At 59.2% G+C, this 23,249-nt stretch carries 21 protein-coding genes; 11 read left to right on the top strand and 10 right to left on the bottom strand.

From position 1 onward, the window contains the following. Positions 1–145: 145 nt before the first annotated feature. A complete protein-coding gene (locus RHM68_RS11015) occupies positions 146–1,087 on the bottom strand; it encodes a hypothetical protein (RefSeq protein ID WP_322222851.1) in 942 nt (313 codons plus the stop codon). Between the two features lie 211 nt (positions 1,088–1,298). Continuing rightward, a complete protein-coding gene (locus RHM68_RS11010) occupies positions 1,299–1,634 on the bottom strand; it encodes a hypothetical protein (RefSeq protein WP_322222849.1) in 336 nt (111 codons plus the stop codon). A 167-nt stretch (positions 1,635–1,801) separates the two neighbouring features. Between RHM68_RS11010 and RHM68_RS11005 the strand changes: the two genes are divergently transcribed. The 8 genes from RHM68_RS11005 (at position 1,802) to RHM68_RS10970 (ending at position 10,195) form a co-directional block, all read left to right on the top strand. After that, positions 1,802–2,485: a response regulator transcription factor gene (locus tag RHM68_RS11005; protein WP_322222847.1), complete on the top strand. Its 684-nt coding sequence runs from the start codon at positions 1,802–1,804 to the stop codon at positions 2,483–2,485. Continuing rightward, a complete protein-coding gene (locus RHM68_RS11000; RefSeq protein ID WP_322222845.1) occupies positions 2,463–3,857 on the top strand; it encodes a HAMP domain-containing sensor histidine kinase in 1,395 nt (464 codons plus the stop codon). The genes RHM68_RS11005 and RHM68_RS11000 overlap by 23 nt, the downstream gene beginning before the upstream one ends. Positions 3,858–4,358: 501 nt before the next feature. Further along, a complete protein-coding gene (locus RHM68_RS10995; RefSeq protein WP_322222842.1) occupies positions 4,359–4,655 on the top strand; it encodes a hypothetical protein in 297 nt (98 codons plus the stop codon). Between the two features lie 285 nt (positions 4,656–4,940). Continuing rightward, on the top strand, positions 4,941–7,661 hold the full coding sequence (gene mgtA, locus RHM68_RS10990; RefSeq protein WP_322222840.1) for a magnesium-translocating P-type ATPase: 2,721 nt from the start codon (positions 4,941–4,943) through the stop codon (positions 7,659–7,661). Positions 7,662–7,727: 66 nt separating this feature from the next. Further along, positions 7,728–7,937, top strand: a complete 210-nt coding sequence (locus RHM68_RS10985) for a hypothetical protein (protein WP_322222838.1) — start codon at positions 7,728–7,730, stop codon at positions 7,935–7,937. A gap of 27 nt (positions 7,938–7,964) precedes the next feature. After that, positions 7,965–9,620, top strand: a complete 1,656-nt coding sequence (locus RHM68_RS10980; RefSeq protein ID WP_322222836.1) for a Na/Pi cotransporter family protein — start codon at positions 7,965–7,967, stop codon at positions 9,618–9,620. Continuing rightward, on the top strand, positions 9,608–9,961 hold the full coding sequence (locus RHM68_RS10975; RefSeq protein WP_322222834.1) for a DUF2493 domain-containing protein: 354 nt from the start codon (positions 9,608–9,610) through the stop codon (positions 9,959–9,961). The genes RHM68_RS10980 and RHM68_RS10975 overlap by 13 nt, the downstream gene beginning before the upstream one ends. A gap of 33 nt (positions 9,962–9,994) precedes the next feature. Then, a complete protein-coding gene (locus RHM68_RS10970) occupies positions 9,995–10,195 on the top strand; it encodes a hypothetical protein (protein ID WP_322222832.1) in 201 nt (66 codons plus the stop codon). Positions 10,196–10,247: 52 nt separating this feature from the next. Here the strand turns inward: RHM68_RS10970 and RHM68_RS10965 are convergent, their stop codons facing one another. From RHM68_RS10965 to RHM68_RS10935, 7 genes are all read right to left on the bottom strand, one after another. Continuing rightward, positions 10,248–10,916 carry an HAD-IA family hydrolase gene (locus RHM68_RS10965; RefSeq protein WP_322222830.1) on the bottom strand — a complete coding sequence of 223 codons (669 nt, stop codon included), beginning with the start codon at positions 10,914–10,916 and terminating at the stop codon, positions 10,248–10,250. A gap of 74 nt (positions 10,917–10,990) precedes the next feature. After that, positions 10,991–11,401 carry a response regulator gene (locus RHM68_RS10960; RefSeq protein ID WP_322222828.1) on the bottom strand — a complete coding sequence of 137 codons (411 nt, stop codon included), beginning with the start codon at positions 11,399–11,401 and terminating at the stop codon, positions 10,991–10,993. 112 nt (positions 11,402–11,513) lie between these two features. Continuing rightward, positions 11,514–13,121 carry a GMC family oxidoreductase gene (locus tag RHM68_RS10955; protein WP_322222826.1) on the bottom strand — a complete coding sequence of 536 codons (1,608 nt, stop codon included), beginning with the start codon at positions 13,119–13,121 and terminating at the stop codon, positions 11,514–11,516. A gap of 123 nt (positions 13,122–13,244) precedes the next feature. Then, positions 13,245–14,462, bottom strand: a complete 1,218-nt coding sequence (locus RHM68_RS10950; protein ID WP_322222824.1) for a mandelate racemase/muconate lactonizing enzyme family protein — start codon at positions 14,460–14,462, stop codon at positions 13,245–13,247. Position 14,463: 1 nt separating this feature from the next. Continuing rightward, positions 14,464–15,783: an MFS transporter gene (locus RHM68_RS10945; protein WP_322222822.1), complete on the bottom strand. Its 1,320-nt coding sequence runs from the start codon at positions 15,781–15,783 to the stop codon at positions 14,464–14,466. 84 nt (positions 15,784–15,867) lie between these two features. Then, a complete protein-coding gene (aldA, locus tag RHM68_RS10940) occupies positions 15,868–17,292 on the bottom strand; it encodes an aldehyde dehydrogenase (protein WP_322222819.1) in 1,425 nt (474 codons plus the stop codon). A 173-nt stretch (positions 17,293–17,465) separates the two neighbouring features. Then, positions 17,466–18,398 (bottom strand): LysR substrate-binding domain-containing protein, encoded by a 933-nt coding sequence (locus tag RHM68_RS10935; RefSeq protein ID WP_322222817.1) that lies wholly within the window; start codon positions 18,396–18,398, stop codon positions 17,466–17,468. Between the two features lie 384 nt (positions 18,399–18,782). On the opposite strand from RHM68_RS10935, the gene RHM68_RS10930 reads away from it, so the two are divergent. Next, on the top strand, positions 18,783–20,018 hold the full coding sequence (locus RHM68_RS10930) for an MFS transporter (RefSeq protein ID WP_322222815.1): 1,236 nt from the start codon (positions 18,783–18,785) through the stop codon (positions 20,016–20,018). On the opposite strand, the gene RHM68_RS10925 is transcribed toward RHM68_RS10930, so the two are convergent. Continuing rightward, complete coding sequence (locus tag RHM68_RS10925) at positions 19,956–20,867, bottom strand: LysR family transcriptional regulator (RefSeq protein ID WP_322222813.1); 912 nt, start codon at positions 20,865–20,867, stop codon at positions 19,956–19,958. The genes RHM68_RS10930 and RHM68_RS10925 overlap by 63 nt on opposite strands. A gap of 140 nt (positions 20,868–21,007) precedes the next feature. Between RHM68_RS10925 and RHM68_RS10920 the strand changes: the two genes are divergently transcribed. Next, on the top strand, positions 21,008–21,889 hold the full coding sequence (locus tag RHM68_RS10920; RefSeq protein WP_322222811.1) for a hypothetical protein: 882 nt from the start codon (positions 21,008–21,010) through the stop codon (positions 21,887–21,889). Positions 21,890–21,946: 57 nt separating this feature from the next. Continuing rightward, on the top strand, positions 21,947–23,173 hold the full coding sequence (locus RHM68_RS10915; protein WP_322222809.1) for a Xaa-Pro peptidase family protein: 1,227 nt from the start codon (positions 21,947–21,949) through the stop codon (positions 23,171–23,173). Positions 23,174–23,249: the final 76 nt, after the last annotated feature.

Raw genomic sequence — 23,249 nt, 5'->3', positions numbered from 1 at the left:
CAAAACGCCGCTTCTACCAGGGGCAGAAGCGGCAGAGGCATGAGCCTCAGAAAGATCAGTGCATGAACAACGCGATCAGGATGATGATCGGGATCGGCACGCCGAGAAAGAACAGAAGTAATGAGCGCATGGTGGTTCTCCTTGGTTAGCGAACAGGTGGCGAGGCAGTAGTGGTGACGTAGGCGTCGGACGTCAGATACGTCACAGCGTCACGGCGGCGACCGCCGAAGGTGGCAGACAGGCTGGCGAAGAACGCACCGGCCAGCAGCGCAACGAACATCCACAACGCGCCCCAGGCAGCAACTTTTGCAGCCGTGTCAGCCGCTTGTTGGGCCGCAAGTTTGGCGTCGGCCAAGGCTTTTTGGGTGCGAGCGTAAACTTCATCGACACGACGTTCGGCATCAGCCTGGCTCAGGTTGGTGCGCTGAGCGACCAGTTGAGCGAGGTAGGTCCGGTCTTCGGCGGCCAGTTGACCGTTATTGCTCAGCGAACGAACGAAAATACGCGTCACCGTGCCACGGGCCGCATCGTCCCCAACGGCAGCCGGACGATCATCGCGAAACAGGCTGTCGATGAAATAACCGTACTGGTCACTGCTGGTGTTATTGGCAGCGGCACCAGCCGCTTGGGTCATCGCGCTGGCGGCACCACCGGCGACACTTGCACCCGCCTTGACACCACCGCTGACCACGCTGCTGACCGAGCCGACCACCAGAATCGCCGTCACCAAAGTCGCCACGCACCAGGCCAGGAAGCCATGAGCGGTGTCACGGAAATAGACTTCATCGCCATGCAGGTTCGCCCACTTCACCCGTAAACGACCGGCGATGTACCCGCCGAGCCCGGAAGCAACGATTTGAGTAAAAGCCAGCCAGGCAATTGTCGAAATGCCCAACGCCTTGGCGCTAACGCCTTCGTTGGCCCAAGGTGAAACTGCAGAAAAGCCCAGACCAAAGCCCAGTAGCACCAGAATCATCGACAGCGCAGCGGCCGCAGCGGCCCCGGCGAAAATGGCGCCCCAGGACACGCCAGAGAGCGCTCCTGATTCATCTGCGGCAGGATAAAAACCATCAGAAGATCTATTCATTGTTGTTCTGCTCCAGGCATGAAAAATGATGTTACAACTCGTCGCAAGAGGAATTGCAGGCACCGTGCCAGTCTTCAAAAATAAATAAATCCTTATATTTCAACAATTTATAAATTAAAGAAATTTGAAGGCCATGCATTTTGCAAGAGCTGACGAATATCAGCGGGTTTTATGCATTGGGCCAGACGCCGTAATGCCGACATTAGGCGACTTACTTGCGCTTGTAGCTTTTATTGCCGCTAGGGGTCAGGCAATACACACCTCCCCGTGGCCCCGTGCAGAAGGTGCTGGTGCCACACGCGCACGCGTCATCGCTTTGCAGAAAAGTCTGCGGACGGGCTTGGGTTTCACCGCCATACATTACCGAGCAACGCTTCTTCGACGCGCTGATCGAGCCGTCATTGCACAGGAATAAATCGCCGTCGCAACGATCAATACCGCCCTTCTTTCCTGAACAGGGCGTATTACCGGCCCAGGCCAGCGAGCTGATCACGCACAGCAACACCACCCATAGCGGCCTCCAGCCACGGCCCATCATCGTGCGCATAGCGCCGCTTCCTTTTTGAAATGTGGCCAGATGATATCGTTGTTCGGTTCAAATAAGCCAAGCGCTCGCCCGGTTCATCACGCAACATGAAAGTTAATTTAATAATCGCCAGGCATTTCTTGGCAAAATGCCCGCACTCCGTCTTGAACCGATTATCAGGCCCGCCCATGACCCGAATCTTGACTATTGAAGATGACGCCGTAACTGCACGGGAAATCGTGGCCGAGCTGAGCAGCCACGGCCTTGAGGTGGATTGGGTCGACAATGGTCGCGAAGGCCTGGCGCGCGCGGTCAGCGGTGACTACGACCTAATCACCCTCGACCGCATGCTGCCAGAGCTGGACGGCCTGGCGATTGTCACCACCTTGCGCACCATGGGCGTCTCTACGCCGATCCTGATGATCAGTGCGCTGTCCGACGTTGATGAACGTGTGCGCGGCCTGCGTGCCGGCGGCGACGATTACCTGACCAAGCCGTTCGCCACCGATGAAATGGCGGCGCGGGTGGAAGTGTTGCTGCGCCGGCAGAACACCGTGACCGCGCATGCCACCACGCTGCGGGTAGCCGATCTGGAACTGAACCTGATCAGCCATGAAGCCAGCCGCAACGGTGAATTGCTGACGCTGCTGCCCACCGAATACAAGCTGCTGGAATTCCTGATGCGCAACACCGGGCAGATTCTGTCGCGGATGATGATCTTCGAAGAGGTCTGGGGTTATCACTTCGATCCCGGCACTAACCTGATCGACGTACACATCGGCCGCTTGCGCAAAAAGATCGACCCGCCTGGCAATGCCCCACTGATTCGGACCGTGCGAGGCTCGGGTTATGTCATTGCTGAACCCCTCTAAAGGCTGGCGTTCCTCCAGCAGCCGCTTGCTGGCGCTCTACAGTTCGCTGTTCGTGGCCTGGAGCGGAATTCTGATGGGGGTCATGTATTACGAGGTCTCCGGCTACCTGGACAACCTGGCCAAGCACTCGTTGATGCAACGCCAGCACCTGTTCTCGCGCTTTCAAGGCGAACAATTGGTGGACGCCCTCGCCGCCAGCATGACCTTTGATATCCGCGGCATCGATGCCTACGGCTTGTTCGACGCCGAGTACCGTTACCTCAGCGGAGCCATGCATGAAATACCACCCGGCCTGCCGCTGGATGGCAAAATTCACATGCTCAACGACTGCGCCGAACCCGACGACCCGACCCTGCCCGCCGACAGCTGCGATGCCGTAGCGACCCAAACGCTGGACGGGCGCTGGCTGCTACTGGTGCGCGATAACGGCTCGCTGTTTGCCGTCACGCGGATCATTTTGCACGCGCTGTTCTGGGGCGTGACGCTGACCATCCTGCCGGGCATAGCGGGTTGGCACTTATTACGACGTCAGCCACTGCTGCGTATTCGCGGGCTTCAGGCCAGCGCCGAAGCCATCGTTGCCGGTGACCTGACCCGACGCTTGCCACTCTCCAACCGGCGTGACGAACTGGACATGCTCGCTGCCATCGTCAACGCCATGCTCGAACGTATCGAGCGGTTGATGAACGAGGTCAAAGGCGTGTGCGACAACATCGCCCATGACCTGCGCACCCCGCTGACCCGCTTGCGGGCGCAGCTGTATCGCATGCAGCAGCAGGCTGGTGAAGGGTCGCAGGAAGCCGCCCAACTCGACTCAGTCCTGGCCGAGGCCGACACTTTGATGGCGCGCTTTCGCGGATTGCTGCGCATCTCCGAACTGGAGGATCGTCAACGCCGCTCGGGCTTTGTGCAACTCGACCCAGTGCCGCTGCTGCACGAGCTGCATGACTTCTATCTGCCGTTGGCCGAAGAAGGCGACTTGGTGTTCCAATTGCAAATTCCCGCCTCGCTGCCGGCACTCAATGGCGACCGCGCCTTGCTGTTCGAGGCGCTGGCCAACCTGCTGAGCAACTCGATCAAGTTCACCCCGGCCGGCGGCGTGGTGATCTTGCGTGGCGTCAATGACGGCGGCAGCACGCGAATCGAAGTACTCGACTCCGGCCCCGGCATACCGGTGGACGAGCGTAAGGCGGTGTTCCAGCGCTTTTACCGCGCAGAGGGAGGTAACACGCAAAGCGGCTTCGGCTTAGGCCTGTCGATCGTCGCGGCGATTGTTAACCTGCATGGTTTTACCCTTGAAGTCGGTAGCAGTGAATCCGGCGGCGCACGCCTGGCGCTTGATTGCCGGCAGAGCCTGATCAGCCAAAACTGATGGACCCTGCGCCGTGCTGCGGCGCAGTTTTTCCAGACCCTGCAAGGCGGCCCCGTGCCGCTGTTATTAAATCAACGATAACAATTACGCGCCCCGCCACCGTTGAAACCCGTAGTAAGTCGAACAGTCCCTAGCGGCAGCGCAATATTGAAATAACCACCCCAACGCCGCGTAACTGTCATTTACCTGAACCACTGTTCAGTTGAATAATCAGATCGGCTCTTTTCATCTATAAAACACGATCAACCGGGCATTCAAGGTTGACTTTAACTACCTCGCTGAGTAAATTACGCGGGCCGGTTACACAGGCCTTTTTTCAACTCACAAAAGAATCCAATGGACACAGTATCTAGTCGCTGTCGGGTTACTGCGAATTCGCAGAATCTGGCACACAACCCAGAAAATGACGGGACTCGACTTTTCGGTCGGGTGAGCTGCGCTAGAGCTTGATGCTCCACCGTAACTTGCCTCTCCGGCATCAGTCCGGTCCAGAGGCATGTTATGAACTTCAAAACCACCGTAATGCCAGGCGTGCGCGCCTTCGCATCGACCATGCGGGTCAAGCTGTTCCGTGAGCGTCTGTTGACGACTCAGGTAAACACCCCATTTGGCGCCCACTCCTCTTCTGCCAGCGCACACCCGCGTGCCAACTGGCGTGTCTGCCCGATGACGGGCCGGCTTCAGCAACGCTGGAGCCTGGACGATAGCCAGGAGCCTCCGAGTCGATGCTTAGCCTATCGCTTCCAGCAAGCGAGCCTGATGCTCGGCCTGTACACCGAGGCTCACACGCTCACCTGATCTGAAGGCACTTTAATGTCCTTCCGCTAACGTTTTCCTTATTAAGGAATTCGATAACTTTTTATTGCCTGTTAAACAATTACAGTCGTTGGAATTAGTTATGGACGAAGCCTGTAGTAGGTTCGCTGCCCGCCAACTTTTAGTTGATGGCCAGCGAACGTTAAACCTTAAAAACCTATTAAATAGAATCGACCGCTTATGCGCGGCTCGACCCACGCACGCTCGTCTTTAATTAGCTGAGTGGCCGCTGTGTCCTGCCGCAAATAGGCGGCAGGAGCACCTGCGATGACCCAAGCAAAAACTGCGAAAAAAACGCCTCAGGTGGCCGGCAGCGACAGCAACAAGCTGTCGATGCGTGCCGCCCGCGAAGCGCAAAACGGCCTGGGCGTGACCTTGGCCAACCTCAACGCTGGCACCGACGGCTTGACTGAACTGGAAGCCCAAGGCCGTCTGCAACGCAACGGCTTTAACGAGGTGGCCCACGACAAGCCGCCCCACGCCCTGATCCAACTGCTGAAAGCCCTCAACAATCCCTTCATCTATGTCCTGCTGACCTTGGCTGGCATCAGCTTCTTCACCGATTATTGGCTGCCGATCAGCAAGGGCGAAAGCGACGACGCCGACCTGACCAAGGTCATCATTATCATGACCATGGTGACGCTCAGCAGCCTGCTGCGCTTCTGGCAGGAATACCGCTCGGCCAAGTCCGCTGAAGCCTTGAAAGCCATGGTCCGCACCACCGCCACCGTGCTGCGCCGTGAACACATCGACGGCAAATCGGCACTGCGCGAAGTGCCGATGCGCGAATTGGTAGCAGGCGACATCGTTCAGCTCAGTGCGGGAGACATGATCCCGGCGGACATTCGCCTGATCGAATCCCGCGACCTGTTCATCAGCCAGGCCGTGCTGACTGGCGAAGCGTTGCCAGTGGAAAAATACGACACCCTGGGCAACGTGGCACAGAAGTCTGCCACCCACACAGCGGTAGACCAGTCCAACCTGCTGGACCTGCCGAACATCTGCTTCATGGGCACCAACGTGGTCAGCGGCACCGCCAAAGCGGTGGTGGTAGCCACCGGAGGGCGGACGTATTTTGGTTCCCTGGCCAAAGCCATTGTCGGCTCCAGGGTACAGACAGCGTTCGACCGAGGCGTCAACAGCGTCAGTTGGTTGCTGATCCGCTTCATGCTGGTCATGGTGCCAATCGTGTTCCTGCTCAACGGTTTCTCCAAAGGTGACTGGAGCGATGCCTTCCTCTTCGCCCTGGCCGTCGCCGTCGGCCTGACCCCGGAAATGCTGCCGATGATCGTCAGCGCCAACCTGGCCAAAGGCGCCATGGCCATGGCCAAGCGCAAAGTGGTGGTTAAACGCCTCAACGCGATCCAGAACTTCGGTTCGATGGACGTACTGTGTACCGACAAGACCGGCACCCTGACCCAAGACAAGATCATTCTGGAACACCACGTCGATAGCCACGGCCGACGCGATGACTCGATCCTCGAATTGGCCTGGCTCAATAGCCATCACCAGAGCGGCTTGAAAAACCTGATGGACCAGGCCGTCGTGCAGTTCGCCGACCGCAACCCGAAATTCCGTGTGCCGTTCGCCTACAGCAAGGTCGATGAGTTGCCGTTCGACTTCATCCGCCGGCGCCTGTCGATCATCGTCAAGGACAGCCGCGACGATCACCTGATGGTGTGCAAAGGCGCGGTCGAGGAAATGCTGACCATCGCCACCCACCTTCATGAAGACGGCAAGGTTGTCGCGTTGGACGCGCAACGTCGCAAAGATTTGCTGGCGCTGGCCAACGAATACAACGAGGACGGTTTCCGGGTGCTGCTGGTCGCCACTCGCGAGATCCAAAAAGCTCAGAGCAAAAACCAGTACAGCACTGCCGATGAACGTGACCTGGTCATTCGCGGTTTCCTGACCTTCCTTGATCCGCCAAAGGAAACCGCTGGCCCGGCCATCGCCGCACTGCGCGACATGGGCGTGACCGTCAAGGTGCTGACCGGCGACAACGCCGTGGTCACCTGCAAGATTTGCCGCGAAGTCGGCCTGGAGCCTGGCGCACCACTGCTAGGGAAAGACATCGAGGCCATGGACGACACCACCCTCAAGCTGCGGGTGGAAGAACGCACGGTGTTCGCCAAGTTGACGCCACTGCAAAAATCGCGGGTACTCAAGGCCCTGCAATCGAACGGTCACACCGTGGGCTTTCTCGGCGACGGCATCAACGACGCCCCGGCCCTGCGTGATGCCGACGTGGGCATCTCGGTGGACAGCGGCACCGACATCGCCAAGGAATCGGCGGACATCATCCTCCTGGAAAAGAGCCTGATGGTGCTCGAAGAAGGCGTGCTCAAGGGTCGCGAAACCTTCGGCAACATCATGAAGTACCTGAACATGACCGCCAGTTCCAACTTCGGCAACGTGTTCTCGGTGCTGGTGGCCAGTGCCTTCATTCCATTCTTGCCGATGCTGTCGATTCACCTGCTGCTGCAAAACCTGATGTATGACATCTCTCAGTTGGCGCTGCCGTGGGACAAGATGGACAAAGAGTTCCTAAGCAAACCCCGCAAGTGGGACGCGAAGAACATCGGCCGCTTCATGCTGTGGATCGGGCCGACTTCGTCGATCTTCGACATCACCACCTTCGCCCTGATGTGGTACGTGTTTGCCGCCAACAGCGTGGAAATGCAGAGCCTGTTCCAGTCCGGCTGGTTCATTGAAGGCCTGCTGTCCCAGACCCTGGTGGTACACATGCTGCGCACGCAGAAAATCCCGTTCTTCCAGAGCACCGCCGCATTGCCGGTGATCCTGATGACCGGGCTGGTGATGGCACTGGGCATCTACATTCCGTTCTCGCCACTGGGCGCCATGGTCGGACTGGTTCCGCTGCCATGGGAATACTTCCCTTGGCTGGTGGGCACCTTGCTCAGCTACTGCGTGTTTGCACAGGTCATGAAAACCATCTACATCCGCCGCTTCAAGCAGTGGTTCTGATGGCGTGAGCCGGCAGAGACGGTCGAACCTACGGCCGTCATATCCGGCGTTCATGGAGTACAGGCAATGAAGCTGATTAGCCGTCTTGCTGCCTTCACTCAACGCGCTCTTATAACGCCGATAGTGATGGGCCTGGGTTTACTCGCCCGATCAATCACCTCGGCCACCGTCAGGCTTTATGTACGCGGCTGGCTGAGCGCCGTAGAAGTCCGGTTTTTGCTGGGCTTTTGCAGCAACCTGCATCGCATCTCCCTCCGGCTTGCGGGCCGTCAATAAATGAAACAGCAAAAAAGGAGAGTTCTCATGTCGGGAACGACTCTACTGATCAACCTTGCGGGCGCCATTGCACTCTTGCTCTGGGGCACACACATGATTTCCTCGGCACTGTTGCGCGGCTTTGGTACGCCACTGCGCCACTGGCTGGGGCATAACCTTAACAATCGCTGGATGGCCCTGCTCTCGGGCATCGGTATTACCGGCATCCTCCAAAGCAGCACCGCCGTCAGCATGATGGCCACCTCCTTCACCGCCGCCGGCACCCTCAGCCTGGCGCCGGCACTGGCAGTGATGCTGGGCGCCAACATCGGCTCAACGCTGGTGGTGCAACTGCTCAGCGCAGACGTGTCAATTCTCACCCCGATCATGTTGCTGGCCGGCCTGATCGTATTCCGCCTGCGCGACGATTCACGCTTTGAAAGTGTTGGCTGCGCGCTGATTGGCCTCGGGTTGATGCTGATGGCCCTGCATACGCTCGGCGCAACGCTGATGAACGTCGAAAGCACACCGATGTTCCAGCTGATGATGCAAAGCCTCGACGGCGATGTACTGATTGCGTTGCTGGTGGCATTGGTGCTGACGTGGCTCTGCCACTCCAGCGTGGCGGTGGTGCTACTCATCGTGTCGTTGGCTGCAACCGGCCTGTTGTCAGCCACTACCCTGGTTGCACTGGTGCTCGGGGTTAACATCGGCGGCGCGTTGCCCTCGGTGATCAGCGCCGGCTCCCGTGTCGGTCGGCGCCTGCCGCTGGGCAATATCCTGGTGCGTACCCTCGGCGCCGCAGTGGTGCTGCCCTTCACCGGGCTGATCGCATCGGTGAATCTCGACCCCGCGTCGCTCGTGGTCTACCTGCACACCGGCTTCAGCCTGTTGCTGGCACTGGTGTTCATCGGCCTGACCGAACCCATGGCCAAACTGCTGACGCGCCTGCTCCCGGAGCCAGTGCGCGATGTCGACCCTGGCATGCCGCACTATCTGGACGAAGCCGGCCTGGAAGTGGCCAACATCGGTCTGTCCAACGCGGCACGGGAAGCCTTGCGCATGGCCGACATGCTCTCGGCCATGCTGGAGCGGATGCTGCAACTGTTCCACTCCTCGGCGCCAGCGCATGCCGATGAAGTGCGACGCATCGATCAGTCACTGGACCTGCTCAGCGCAGCAATCCGTGCCTATCTGGCCGACATCGGCCATGAAGGCATCAGCGACAGCGATGCGGACCGCTCTCAGGAAATCCTCACGTTTGTGATCAACCTCGAACACGCCGCAGACATTCTTTCCAGCGGCCTGACGCACCTGGCCATGCGCCGTTTGCGTCGCGGCGAGCACTTCTCAGTGTTTGAGCTGAGGAGCATTGCACCGCTGCACGAGGCGCTCCTGGAAAGCCTGAGCCTTGCGATCACCGTGTTCCTGCGCGAGGACATCGTGACGGCACACCAACTGATCAACCGCAAGGAAATCGTTCGCAGACTTGAAGCCTGCGCCAGCCGCGAACACTTTCGTAAATTGCAGCAGGACAAAAGCACCTGGGCCGAGTCCGGCGATATTTTTCAGCGCGTGCTGCGCGATTACCGTCGGGTTCACCACCACATCGCCGCCCTCGCCTATCCGCTGCTTGAGCGAGCGGGTGAGCGGGCAATCGAAAACGACGAGCTGGCCAAGGAGACCCCACCATGCGTCTCCTGATTTGTGCCGGCCGCTACTACGCCGACACCCACCAGTGCCGTCGAGTGCTCGATGCCTTTCAGCGTCTGCACCCGATACAGGTGCTGATTCACGGCGGCAATCAGTTCCTGGGCGCGGACATCGAAGAGTGGGCCAGAGAACACGGTGCCGACATCGTGCGCTATCCACCCAACTGGCAGCGCCACGGCAAGTTGGCCGAACGCCTGCGCAACCACTTCATGCTGCGTGACAGCCGTCCTGAGGTGGTCATCGCACTGCCGGGCGGCGACGACACCGAAGAACTGGTCGCACAGGCTCGGGCCGCCGGTTTACAAACGTTATCGGTCGAGGATCGCGGCTAGGCCGCGCTCTGCCCCAAACCTTCGAGGCCCGCCATGCAAAAGCCCATTCGTTTAATCAGCGCTTTCGTGCGCAGTCTACCGCCCGCCCAAGGTCGTACCGTGCGGCGTAATCTGCTGTTCGTCAGCCTCACCCTGAGCGCACTCGCGCTCCTGACGATGATCACTCATGTACACGCCGAAGACGCGCGGCTACGCACACCCTTTGACATCGAGTACGACGCTGACTGCGCCTAAGGCTGGCAGTTGATCCCCAGAAGGTATTGACGCGAAGACACGTCGCACCGGTTCAGTTTTTTTGCCGCAGGGTCAGCCAGTCGCTATCCACGCGCACGTGTACCGCGTCGTAACTGAGCAGGGTCGCGTGCGGCGTCTGAATCGGATGATCGTGGGTCGCGGTGATAATCACCAAGTCGGCACCCGCGGCTTCAGCGGCTTGAATGCCCACGGTGGCGTCTTCGAAAATCAGGCATTCGCTCACGTCGACACCTAACCGTTGCGCCGCCAGACAGTAGCCGGCCGGGTCCGGCTTACCGGCGCTGACGTGCTCGGCGGTGACCATCACCTCAGGCTCGGGAATGCCGGCCGCCGCCATCCGTCGCAACGCCAGTGCCTTGGGCGCCGACGTGACGATGGCCCACCGATCGGCGGGCAGCGATTGCAGAAAAGCCGCCGCCCCTGAGACCTCGACGATCCCCTGCACGTCTTCGATCTCCGCTTGGGTAATCAACGCGGCTTCAGCCTCGGCATTCACCCCCGGCAACGCCTGACGGTTGACCGTATCGACGGCTCGGGCGCCATGAATGGTTGGCAGGAAAGACTCGACATCGACGCCGTGACGCAGCGCCCAGGCTGTCCAGATCCGCTCGGCGGCGGCAATGGAGTTAAGGACGGTGCCGTCCATATCAAACAAAAAGGCGCGGTACGGAGTATTGAAAACACGGTCGTGAGCAGACAAAGGGCAACGTCCTATGGCAGAGGGCCAAGCGGCTGAGTCGGGCAATGTAGCACCCGACCCGGCTGGGCGTGTAATCAGTCAGTCGGCGGGCGCAACTTCAAGGCACCTTCAACGCAATCCAGCAACTGCCCTAGCGCCCAGGGCTTCTTGATGAACGACACCGCATGCCGGACCCCGGAGCTTTCAGGGGTTTCATAGCCGGACATGATCATGATCGGTTTGTCCGGCCAGAGATCACCGAAGTTATTCGCCAAATCGGCGCCGTTCAGCTTGCCGGGCATGGTGATGTCCGTCAGCAACAGCCTGACCTCACCGGCGTGTTGCTCCAAGTAATGCGACGCCGCATCTGCACTGTTCTGCGGCACCACGGCAAAGCCCTCGTCCTGAAGAATTTCGCAGAGAAACTCCAGAATCAGCGGGTCATCCTCCACCACAAGAATCAACCCGCCAGGAATCTTCTCGCGCGCCGTCGATACTGGACTCATGACCTGACTACTCCCTGATTGCCTAAACGATTTCGCGGCCAATATCCGCTACCTATGAGGTATGAGCAGCGGACGAGACGGAAATTCATTTTTGATACAGGCCAGTATTAAATCAGGCGTCCTGCAAGATCAGATCGGCACCTTTTTCCGCCACCATCAACACTGCCGCATGGGTATTGCCGCTGGTCACGTTGGGGAAAATCGACGCATCAACGATCCGTAAACCCGCGACACCGTGGACGTTGAGACGCTTGTCCACCACCGATGTCTGTTGGTCTGCACCCATGGCGCAGGAACCGCACAGGTGATAGATCGAACCGCTGTTCTCGCGAAAATATTGCAGCATCTGCGCATCGCTTTCGACCGCCGGCCCTGGCAGCACTTCTTCGACAGTGACGCGTTTCAGCGCGGGCGCCTGCATGATCCGGCGCATCAGACGACTGCCCTGTATCACCTCGTCGATGTCCTTTTGCGTGCTCAGATAGTTAGGGTCAATCAAGGCCGCATCCCGTGGGTTTTTCGAGGCAATCTCGATATGCCCGCGACTGGTAGGCCGGCACGGGTTGAAGCACAGCAAGAAGCCTGAGTAAGGTTCGGGTTTGAGGCTGGCCTTATTGTTTTTCGGGATCTGGTACGACAGCGGGTTGAAGTACAACTGCAGGTTTGGGTTCGCCTGCGCCTCATTGCCACGGAAGAAGCCACCGGCCTGATTGACGCTCATCGCCAGCGCGCCTTTGCGGGTCAGCACGTATTTGAGGCCGAGCTTGAATTGACCGAACAGCGAGCTGAGCTGGTCGTTAAGGGTCGGGATATTGGCCTTGTAGTAATAGCTCGCACACAAGTGATCCTGGAGGTTCTGCCCCACCGCTGGCAGGTGCTTGACCAGCGGGATCTGGTGTTTAGCCAACAGCGCCCGATCCGCCACGCCGGACAATTGCAAAATCTTCGGCGTATCGACGGCACCAGCGCAGAGGATCACTTCCTTGCGCGCAGTGAACGTGCGGACCACACCATGCTGGGTCACAGAAATCCCGGTCGCCCGCTGGTTATCGAACAGCACTCGATCCACCAAGGCGTAATGCTCGAGCGTCAAGTTCGGCCGGCTCAGTGCCGGGTGCAGGTGCGCAAAGCTGCTGGAACAACGCTGGCCGTTTTTGGTGTTGACGTCGTAGATGCCCGAACCTTCGAATTTCGGCCCGTTGAAGTCATCACTGTGCGGAAAACCGAGTTCATCGCACCCCTTGAGAAACACATCACAGATCGGATGGGTCTGGCCTTTCATCGGCGTGATGCTGATCGGGCCGCTACTGCCGTGGTACTCACTGTCGCCCAGCGGGTGGTTTTCCAGTTTGCGGAAGTACGGCAGCACGTCCTTGAAGCCCCAGCCATCGTTGCCATTGGCGGCCCAATCGTCAAAGTCATGGGCCTGGCCACGGACGTAGATCATGGCGTTGATCGAGCCTGAGCCGCCCTGGACCTTGCCACGGGGAGCATAGATTTCGCGGTTATTGAGCTGCTTTTGTGGCTGGCTGTAGTACATCCAGTTGAAGGTGGGGTTGTAATACATTTTGGCGAAGCCGACCGGGATCTTGAACCACAGGGAGCTGTCCTTGCCCCCCGCCTCCAGTAACAGCACCGTGTATTTCCCCGAAGCCGAAAGCCGATTGGCGAGGATGCAGCCTGCGGCGCCAGCGCCAGCGATGATGTAGTCGTATGTCATGCACGGTTACCGCGTAAGTCGTTGTACAAAAAAATCCCGCCCGCGGGGGCATCGGTCAGATACAACACAGAACCCGTGAAAGCGAGCAGGCCCGCCTCCACTTGAGCGCTGTGTTATCTGCCGTCAGCCCCTGGCCGGCGATGTGTCTTTGACGTCAGCCGGGGTCGGCGCCATTTGCAGGTGCAGGCGCTCGCCGGTGTACGGCGAATGCTTGCGCACCACGTCCATGTTCAGCTCGACGCCAAGGCCCGGTTCGGTAGACGGGATGATGTAGCCATCCTCCCATTGCAGCGGCTTGGTCAGGACCTCGGCATGAAAACCACCCCAGGTCATGATGCTTTCCTGAATCAGGAAGTTCGGCGTGCAGGTGGCCAATTGGAAACTCGCCGCAGCGCCAATCGGGCCGTTGTAGAGGTGCGGTGCGATCTGCGCGTAATAGGCTTCGGCCATGCTCGCGATTTTCTTGGCTTCCAACAGACCGCCGCAGCGCGCCACGTTCATCTGTAGAATCGACGCACCGCCGGCCTGCAATAGCTTGAAGAATTCATACTTGGTGGTTAGCCGCTCGCCGGTGGCAATCGGGATAGTGGTCTTGGCCGCGACTTGCGCCATCGCCTCCTCCTGACCCGGCGGTACCGGCTCTTCGAACCACAGCGGGTCGTACTTTTCCAGGCGCTTGGCCAAACGAATCGCCGAAGACGGCACCATTTGCCCGTGAGTACCAAACAGCAGGTCACACTTGTCGCCGACCGCCTCGCGAATCTTGCGGCAGAAGGTTTCGCAGCGCTCCAGCACTTCCAACGAAATCTGGTGCCCGGAGTAAGCGGTGTAAGGCCCTGCCGGGTCGAACTTCACAGCGGTGAAGCCTTTGTTCATGTTCTCGATGGCGCATTCGGCGGCCAGGTCCGGATCGTCATAGTCGTACTCGCCACGGCTGTTGACCGGGTACAGGTACGTGTAGGAACGCAGGCGTTCGTTGACTTTGCCGCCCAACAGCTCATACACCGGTTTGTTCGCCGCTTTGCCAATGATGTCCCAGCAGGCCATTTCCAGACCGCTGACCACGCCCATCATCGTCAGGTCCGGACGTTGGGTGAAACCGCTGGAATAGGCCTGACGGAAAAAACGCTCGATGTGGTGCGGGTCATGGTTGAGCAGGTAGCGCTCGAACACGTCTTCGATGATCGGCAGCATGGCCTTGGGGCCGAACGTCGCGGCGTAGATTTCGCCGACGCCCTCGATGCCGCAATCGGTCTTGAGCTTGACGAACAGCCAGTACATGCCGCCGATGTGCGGTGGCGGGACGGCAACGATATGGGTTTCAAGGGCGACGATTTTCATCTCAGGCACCTGCCTTGATCAAAGATTGACGGTTGATACGAACGCGCAAGGTCAGGGCCGCGAGGGTTCCGAGCAGGCCGACGAAAGCGATGTAGCCAAAATACAACTGGTAACCGAAGGCACCGGGGAAATGCTCGGTGAGGTAGCCGTTGATCAAGGGAATAAAAGCGTCCGGCAAGTAACCGACCACCGACACAATTCCGATGGCCAGGCCGGTGATACGCAGCGCAATGTTGCACGTATCGAGGATCGCCCAGTACAACCCGCGAATCGCATAGGTCATCAGGCCGATAAAAATCACCGTACCGATCAGCAAGCCCAGGCTATTGAGCGCCGGGAACAGAATCAGGCCGACCATCGCCAGCGTCGCGAGGAACAGCGTGACAATCAGTACCGAGATGTTCGAGAACTTGTCGCCGAGCCAGCCACCGCCGATCCCGCCAATCGGGCGCATCCATAACTTGATGGTGGTGATGGTGCCGGCCATGACGGCGGTCATGCCGCCGCTCTGCAAGTAATCGGAGAAGCTGTAGGTGGCCCAGAAAATGTGATAACCGCAGAACACGATGGCCGTCACCAGCCACAGCTCGGGGATTTTCACCAACGTCGTCAGGTCGCTGAGCAGGTTGTACTTGCCCTTCTCCACTGGCGCGGTGTCTTGCATCGACTTCGGGTCTTTGATCAACACCAACACACAGCCAATGGCGATACAGGTGAAGGCGTAAAGGTAGATCACATGCTTGAAGCCTTCGGCCGCCGACTCGCCACGGGTTTCGGTGGCAAAGGCAAACAGACCCAGGGCGACGGTGGCCAACAAGGCTTCCACCAGACCACGGCCGCCGTCGAGGATGCCGAAGAATCGGCCTTGCTCCGTGTGATGGGCAATCATCTTCACCCGCTTGAGCACCGAGGCCCAGAACGTTAGGCCGGTGGTCAGGCCCCAGCAACCGAAAATGATCATCAGACCGGTCATCGACGGCGCTGTGGAGTACCAAAGCCCCAGGGCTCCGGTGGCCACCAGCGAAAAGAAAATCAGAAAACGTGGCGCAATACGGTCCGCCAGCCAGCCGCTCGGCAAATAGCTGAGTAGGAAAATCGTCCCTAGCATCGAGTACAAATAACCCAGCTCACTGTGGTTGATCTGGAACACCTCGAGCATGGTGGTCTGGTAGACCTGACGCAGGTACAGGATCGGGTAGATCGCTCCAGCGGCGAGCACCAGTAACATCAACTGGACGTAACGACTTCCCTTGTCACTGTGGCTTTTTGCACCCGCGTTCGAACCCTGAACAGCGGCAACAATGGTTGCAGGCTTGGACATCTGTGTGACCTCGGGCTACCCGGTGGGCCGGGCGCCCCAAATAATTGTTTTTATAGATACGGCGTGAGGCGTGTTGCGGGGAGATCAGTACTTCATGACCACCAGACGGGTCTGGGTGAACTCAAGCATGCCGTGCTTGCCGTCATCGCCACCAAGGCCCGAGCGCTTCCACCCGGCGTGGAAGCCCTGGTAGGGATCAGCCGGGGTGCGATTGACGTACAACTCGCCCGCTTCGATGGCGTTGGCGACTTTCATGGTGGTGCGGTAGTTCTCGGTATACAGCACCGACGACAGACCAAATTGGTGATCGTTGGCCATGGCCAGCGCTTCGTCGATGTCGCGGTACTTGAGCACCGGCAGCACCGGGCCAAAGATTTCTTCCTGGATGATTTCCATGTCCTGGCGGCAGTTGCTGAGCAAGGTCGGTGGGTAGAAATGACCTTTACCCTCCGGCACTACACCGCCTGTTTCCAGTACAGCACCGGCGGCGATGGCGCGCTCGACCATGGCGTGAATGTTCTGTTGCGAACTGGCGTTGACCAGCGGGCCCATCAGACTGTCGTCAGCGGCACGGTCGCCGAACTTCACAGCGCTGATTTTCGCTTTGAGCAGCGCGAGGAATGGCTCGTAGACGCTTTCCTGCACATAGACCCGCTCCACCGCCGTACACAATTGGCCACAGTGGGTGGTCTTGGAGGCAACGATCGCGGTCGCGGCGGCTTCCAGGTCAGCGTCGGCTTCGATGATCACCGGGGTTTTACCCCCTAGCTCCAGCGATGGTTTGGCAATGTTGGTCTTGCAGTAATCGAGCACGATGCGCCCGGCGTTGACGCTGCCGGTCAGGGTGATCAAACCGACGGCCTTATGGGTGCAAACGGCGGCGGCCGTCGCGTGGTCCATGGTCAGGATGTTCACCACACCGGCCGGCAAGCCGGATTGTTGCACCGCTTTGGCAATCTCGAACGCCGAGGTTGGGGTGTTGTTGCTCGGGCGTACCACCACCGTGTTGCCGGCAATCAGCGCCGGAGCGATTTTGCGCAGCAAGGTGTACACCGGGTAGTTGAACGGAATCAGGCAGGCAACCACGCCGATGGGCTCGCGGTGCAGAAAGAGGTTTTCGTTCGGGGTGTCGCTAGGAATGATCTCGCCTTCGATCCGCCGCGCCCATTCAGCGTGATAACGGGTGATCTGCGCAGCGTAACGCGCTTCATTGCTGGCGTCGGCGACGCTTTTGCCGGACTCGGCGGCTAACGCGATACCAATGTTCTCGGCGCACGCGTCAAGCGCATCGGCAAAGGAGCGCAGGTGCTCAGCGCGTTCGATGCTGGTGAGGGCGCCCCAGCGTTTTTGAGCAGCGGCAGCAGCGTCAACGGCAGCGATGGCTTCAGCGGTGGTAGCCGCCGAGACTTGGCCGACCAACGCTTCGGTGGCCGGGTTGTAGACTGCGATCAGCGCGTCGCTGGCAGGCTCGATGAAGTGACCGTTTACAAAATTTCGCTCGAATCGCATGTGAATCGCCCATCGTTGTTTTTATCCAGTTCCCGCAGTCTTGGCATCCGGCACGGGTTGAACAAACGATTTATTGCGCGGCAGAACATTCGAAAAAAGCAGGTTACTCCTCATGCAACGCATTTCCCCCTGCGGGAGCGGGCCTGCTCGCTGCCACAGAGGTCATGCGGGCTTTAGCTGGCGGCGGTGGAGGGTTCGAGTTGCCGCTGTGCCAGCCAGATTTCTTCCTGCAACCACTGACTGAACACCTGCAATTGCGGCATCAAGGTCTGCTCCGGCCGCGTCACCAGCCAATAGGATTGATGCCCTTCCACATGCACGTTCAGCACTTGGGTCAACTGCCCGCTGGCCAGCTCCGGGGCGACCATGTGCCAGTCGGCAATGGTGATGCCCAAGCCATCGGTGGCCGCGCGGATCGCCAGGTCCAGTAGGTCGAATTCATAACCGCCCTGGGTATCGACACCGCTGATCTTCGCGGCGTCCAACCAGTGCTTCCACGTCAGGTAACGCTGGTCCTCCCGCGCCAGGACATGCAGCAACGTCAGGCGATTAAGGTCAATGCCGCGCTCGCTCCATTCCCGCGCATACAAGGACGGCGCGCACACGGCGATGTGCCGTTCCTGGATCAACAGCGAGCTGTCCAGCCCGTCCCACTCGCCATCGCCGAAACGAATTGCGCAATCCAGGGTGCCCGTCTCCGCCAGGCTGTCTTGCAGGCGCGTGGTGATGCTCAGTTCCAATTCCGGGTGCTTATCGCGCAGACGTCCCAGGCGCGGCATCAACCAGCGGCTGGTAAAGGTCGGCGGCGCGTTGATGTGCAGGCGATTGGCGTGGGATTTTTGCTGAATGCTGCGCACCGTCAGCTCGATCTTGTCGAAGGATTGATGCAATGCCCGCAGCAGCACCCGGCCGGCGCTGGTCAGTTCGAGGTGATGATGCCGACGCTCCAGCAGGTTCTCGCCCAGTTGTTCTTCGAGCTGACGCACCTGTCGGCTGACCGCACTCTGAGTGACATTAAGCAGCTCGGCAGCCCTGGTAAAGCTGCCCGTACTGCCGGCGACTTCGAAAGCTTTGAGCGCATTGAGCGCGGGCATTTTGCGTTTCATGACGGTAACTCGCGCAAGGGCTGACAAGCGCCAAGCATCCCACGCCTTATAGAAAATTTCCTGAGTAACATGCATTTTTGTGCTGCGCAGGACGATTTCTTTGTCCTGGCACCCTCGGGGTTTGGGTGGGAACGAGCAAGCCTGCACGTACAGTTGATCGTCGCAGTCTCAACGGGCGTCGTTTTTGACGTGCCCGTTGTCGTTGATGAATAAATAGCATGAGTATTTCGCCGTTCACTCATGACAATTAAGCACTGGCTGTTTTCGAGTTATAAACGCTAGTCTGATTTTTATTAAACAGCTGCAAGCACCCACGCACTTACATAGGGCGAACATTCTCAACTTCGCCCCCTCCTGTTGCCTTTAACTTTATTGAGCCAGCCCATGCCGACAACTATCAGTTCACCGACAAGAAGTGTTGGCGTATTGGCTATTATCTTTACCGCGTGCAATGCCACCACTCACGGTTTCAGTATCTTCCTGTATTCGGCTTTATTACCCGAGATCCGTCAGGTGTTTGAACTGAGTTACAGCCAGGCCGCGGTCATCGCTGCCCTGCTGCAACTGTTTTATATGGGGGCGTCGATTGTCAGCGGCATCGCGGCAGCGTGGATCAGCCCACGCAACATGGTGCGCCTGACGATTGCCTTGAGCCCGGCGCTGCTGGCGTTGGCGGTCGCGACGCCATGGGTGTTGCCGTTTGCACTGTGTCTGGCGCTGGTCTCGGCCTGTGCCGTGTCGAACTGGAATGCGATAGCAGCACTGGCCAGCGAGGTGATTCCGGCCTCCCACCGCAGTCGCGTACTGGGCCTGGCCTCTTCAGGCGCAGCGTTTGCGATCTGCCTCAACGGTGTGTTGATTGCGCTGTTGCAAGGTATCTCCCTGATGCACTTCTGGCTGATCTGTGCCGGACTGACACTGATCGTCACCCTGCTGACGTTCTGGGCTCTGGCCCCGCTGGCGACAGACCAACGCCTCAAGCCCAGCCATGCGCCTTCGTTAAGCCGAGTCCTGAAACAATGGCTGCGGCTGTGCCTGGAACAACCGGTCGCGCTGCACATCTTATTGCTCAGTGCGTTTATTGGCGCAATCAGCGGACCATTCCTGAACTTCCTCTCGGCCTTTGCCAGCGAACGACTGGCGGCCAGCGCGCAGATCACTGGGTCGTTGTGGACGCTGATTGGCGCTGGCGGCATCGTCGGGGGGTTGTTACTGGGCTGGTTGGCGGATCGCTGGGGGGCGCTACGGGTCATGGCGTTGAGCATCAGCGCCTTCGGGGCAGCAATGCTGGCCGTGCTTTGGCAACCCAGCCTGAGCCTGACCTGGCTGGCGGCCGGCCTGTTCGCGCTGTTCTACTTTCCGGCTTGGGGCTTGATGGCCGCCTACCTCAGCGCCCGATTGAACCCGGTGCAAAGCCTGCAAGTGGTGAGCTTGAGCATGGTCGGCTATGGCCTTGGCAGCGCCACCGCCAACTGGCTTTGCGGCGCGCTACTGCAAGCCACCGGGCAGTTTCCCCTGGTGCATGGCTGGATCGTCTGCTGGGTAGCGGCCAGCCTGTTATTGCTGAGGCTGATGGCTCGTCGTCAACGCCGTGAGCCTGCGCGGGTCCAAACGCTCTGAACTGCCCAACTGGCGCCGGAAAATATCCACCAGCGCTTCCACCGCCTGCTCCTGGCATTGAGCAGAGCGCCAGAACATCAACCGCGCTGGCTCAATCGCAGGAAAGCCCTGTGCCTCGTCCAGAATCTGCCACCCCGGCGGCACCAGCCGCCGCGCGGTGACGCCCACCGATTGCCCTTGCTCGATCGCAATACCAATCCCGCGCGGACTTTGGCTGGTGTAAACCACGTGCCACGGCCGTCCGGCCGCCGCCAGCGCCTGCACAGCATTGGCCCGAAAAGCACAGCCCTCGGCGTACACCGCCAACGGCACCGAGGAGTGCTCGCCGGCGCCCCAACCCTCGGCAGCCACCCACACCAGCGGTTCGTCGCACAGGTATTCGCCGGGTTGCAGATTGGCGTGCTGAACACCCAATACCACATCCAGTTCGCCACGCTGTAAACGGCTGACCAGTGCGGTGGACATCTCGCAACAAATATCCGGCCGCACCTGCGCAAACTGGGTCTGGAAGTCCCTGAGTACGCCCGCCAGGCAGTATTGGGCGTAATCCTCCGGCATGCCGACATGAATGCACACTTGGGCAGGCAGGTGGGCCGCGTTGATCGCATCAACATGAAGCTTGAGGATCTGCCGGGCATAAATCAGAAAAGTCTCGCCGGCACCCGTCAGGCTCACCGAACGACTGGTGCGGTGCACCAGCGGTGTACCGACGATGTCTTCCAGGCGCTGCAAATTCTGGCTGATGGTCGATTGGGTTTTATGCAGGCGTTCGGCCGCCGCGGAAAACCCGTGACATTCGATGATCGCGACAAACACTTTAAGTAAGGTCCCATCCAGTTCGCCTGACATAACTATCGCACCTGCCGATTGATTCGATCACAACTTGTAATTTCCACTTCGCACCTCTTTAAGCAACTATCGAGTCCACGCAAAACACCGTTTAAGTCACTCCCGAAAATAGCGCTTATTGATAGTTCCAGGAGCCTTGCATGAGTCTTCAACTTGCCGACGCCGAAGTGGGCGATATCAGCGACATCATTAATACCGAGTTGTACCCCATACATGATTCGGGCCATGTCCGATTGCAGGCGTTGATCGAGCACGCCCGAGCCGAACTGGCCGAGGACGGTTGCTGCCTGTTGAAGAATTTCCTGCGGCCCGAGGCGCTGGAACAGGCCCGCGTCGAAGGTCAGGCGCTGTCGGGCAAGACGTTCTATTCGGTACGTAAGGTCAACGCCTACTTCACCGAAGACGACACCACCCTGCCCCAGGATGATCCGCGGCGCACGTTCATGGAGCGCACCAGCGGCTTCGTGACCCGCGACATGATCGCGCCGGACGCGATCATCCATCGCCTGTACGTCTCGCCGATGATGAAGCGCTTTATCGGCGCCTGCCTGAACGAACCGGAGATTTTCGAATACGCCGACCCGTTCGCCGGGCTGGTGATCAACGTCATGCCGCAAGGCACCGAGCAGCCCTGGCACTTCGACACCAACGAATTCATCGTCAGCATGATGACCCAGAAGCCCGAGGCCGGCGGCCTGTTCGAATACGCGCCGATGATCCGCTCGCGTACTCAGGAAAACCTCGGGGCAGTCGGCAACGTGGTGCGCGGTGAAGACCGTAGCCGTGTGCAGGAACTGGAGCTAAGCCCCGGCGACCTGCAAATCTTCAAGGGCCGCTTCTCGGTACACCGGGTGACCCGCGTCGAAGGTGCCACCGAACGCAATACGGCGATCTTCGCCTACTCCGAAAAGCCCGGAATCATTGGCCGCGCCCAACGCACCAAACAGCTTTACGGACGCCTGTCCGAAGCCCATCTGCAAGCCGAACGCAACAGGGTGCGCAGCGACCAGTTGCTCGACTGATTCAACCTCAAACCTATTAGAAAAACACAACCGTATTTGCCCTGCGAGGAACACCCCATGAGTCTGTCCGGCCCAAACCGTAACCCCGCTGACTGCGAACCGACGTATGACGAGATCCAGCAGATCCAGCTGGACCGCTTACAACGAGTGCGCAACGAACTGAAAAAACGCGACTACGCCGCCTGCGTGCTGTTCGACCCGACCCACATGCGCTACGCCACCGGCTCACGCAACATGCAGGTGTACTCGGCGCGCAACCCGGCGCGCTATGCCTTTATTCCGGCAGAAGGCCCGGTGGTGATCTTCGAGTTCGGCGGCTGTCTGCACCTGGCGGAAACGCTCAACACCGTCGATGAAGTACGTCCAGCCAAAGCGATTTCTTACTACTTCTGTGAAAGTTTCCTCGGGAACGTCACCGCCGACTGGGCCGGCGAAATCGACGAACTGGTGCGCAAGTGTGGCGGCGGCAAACGCATCGCCATCGAAAGTGCCACGTCAGCGGCGGCGTTTGAACTGCAAAAACTTGGCTATCAGATTTTCGACGCTCAGGAGCCCCTGGAGCGCGCACGCTGTATCAAGGTGCCGAACGAACTGAAAATGATCCGCGCGAGCCTGCGCGCCACCGAAGCCGGCGTGCGCCTGATGGAAAGCAAATTGGTGCCAGGCATCAGCGAAAACGAACTGTGGTCGCACCTGCACCAACACGTGATAGCCACCGATGGCGACTACGTTGAAACCCGCCTGCTGTCCTCCGGCCCACGCACCAATCCATGGTTCCAGGAATGCAGCACCCGCCCGATCGAGGCCGGTGACCTAGTGGCGCTGGACACCGATGTGGTCGGGCGTTTCGGCTACTACGCAGACTTCTCGCGCACCTTCCTCTGCGGCGCACAAGCCGCGACCGCGAAGCAACAGGAACTGTACAAACTGGCCTACGAACAAGTGCAGACCAATATGGAAATGCTCAAGGCCGGGCGCAGCTTCAAGGAGTACGCGGAATTGGCATGGAAGATCCCCGAGCACTACACCAATAACCGTTATTTCGCCTTGGCGCACGGTGTTGGCATGACCGGTGAATACCCTTACGTGGTGCATCGCGAAGACATCGACGCCCTGGGCTACGACGGCGTGTTCGAAGCCGGCATGACCATCTGCGTCGAGAGCTACATCGGCCACGACGATGGCGGCGAAGGGGTCAAGCTCGAAGAGCAGATCTACATCCACGAAAACGGCATCGAGTTGCTGTCCGACTATCCGTTCGACCCACGCCTGATGTCGCACTGAGTTGCCCCGGACGGCGTCGTAACCTCCTTCGTCACCGTCCGTTTTTCCCCTTGTTCCTCTGCGGGACAAGGGGCGT

The sequence above is a fragment of the Pseudomonas sp. DC1.2 genome (assembly GCF_034351645.1).
In the GTDB taxonomy this organism is placed as follows: domain Bacteria; phylum Pseudomonadota; class Gammaproteobacteria; order Pseudomonadales; family Pseudomonadaceae; genus Aquipseudomonas.
Note: the sequence above shows the minus strand (reverse complement) of the source record. Positions and strands in the feature narration are given on the sequence as shown.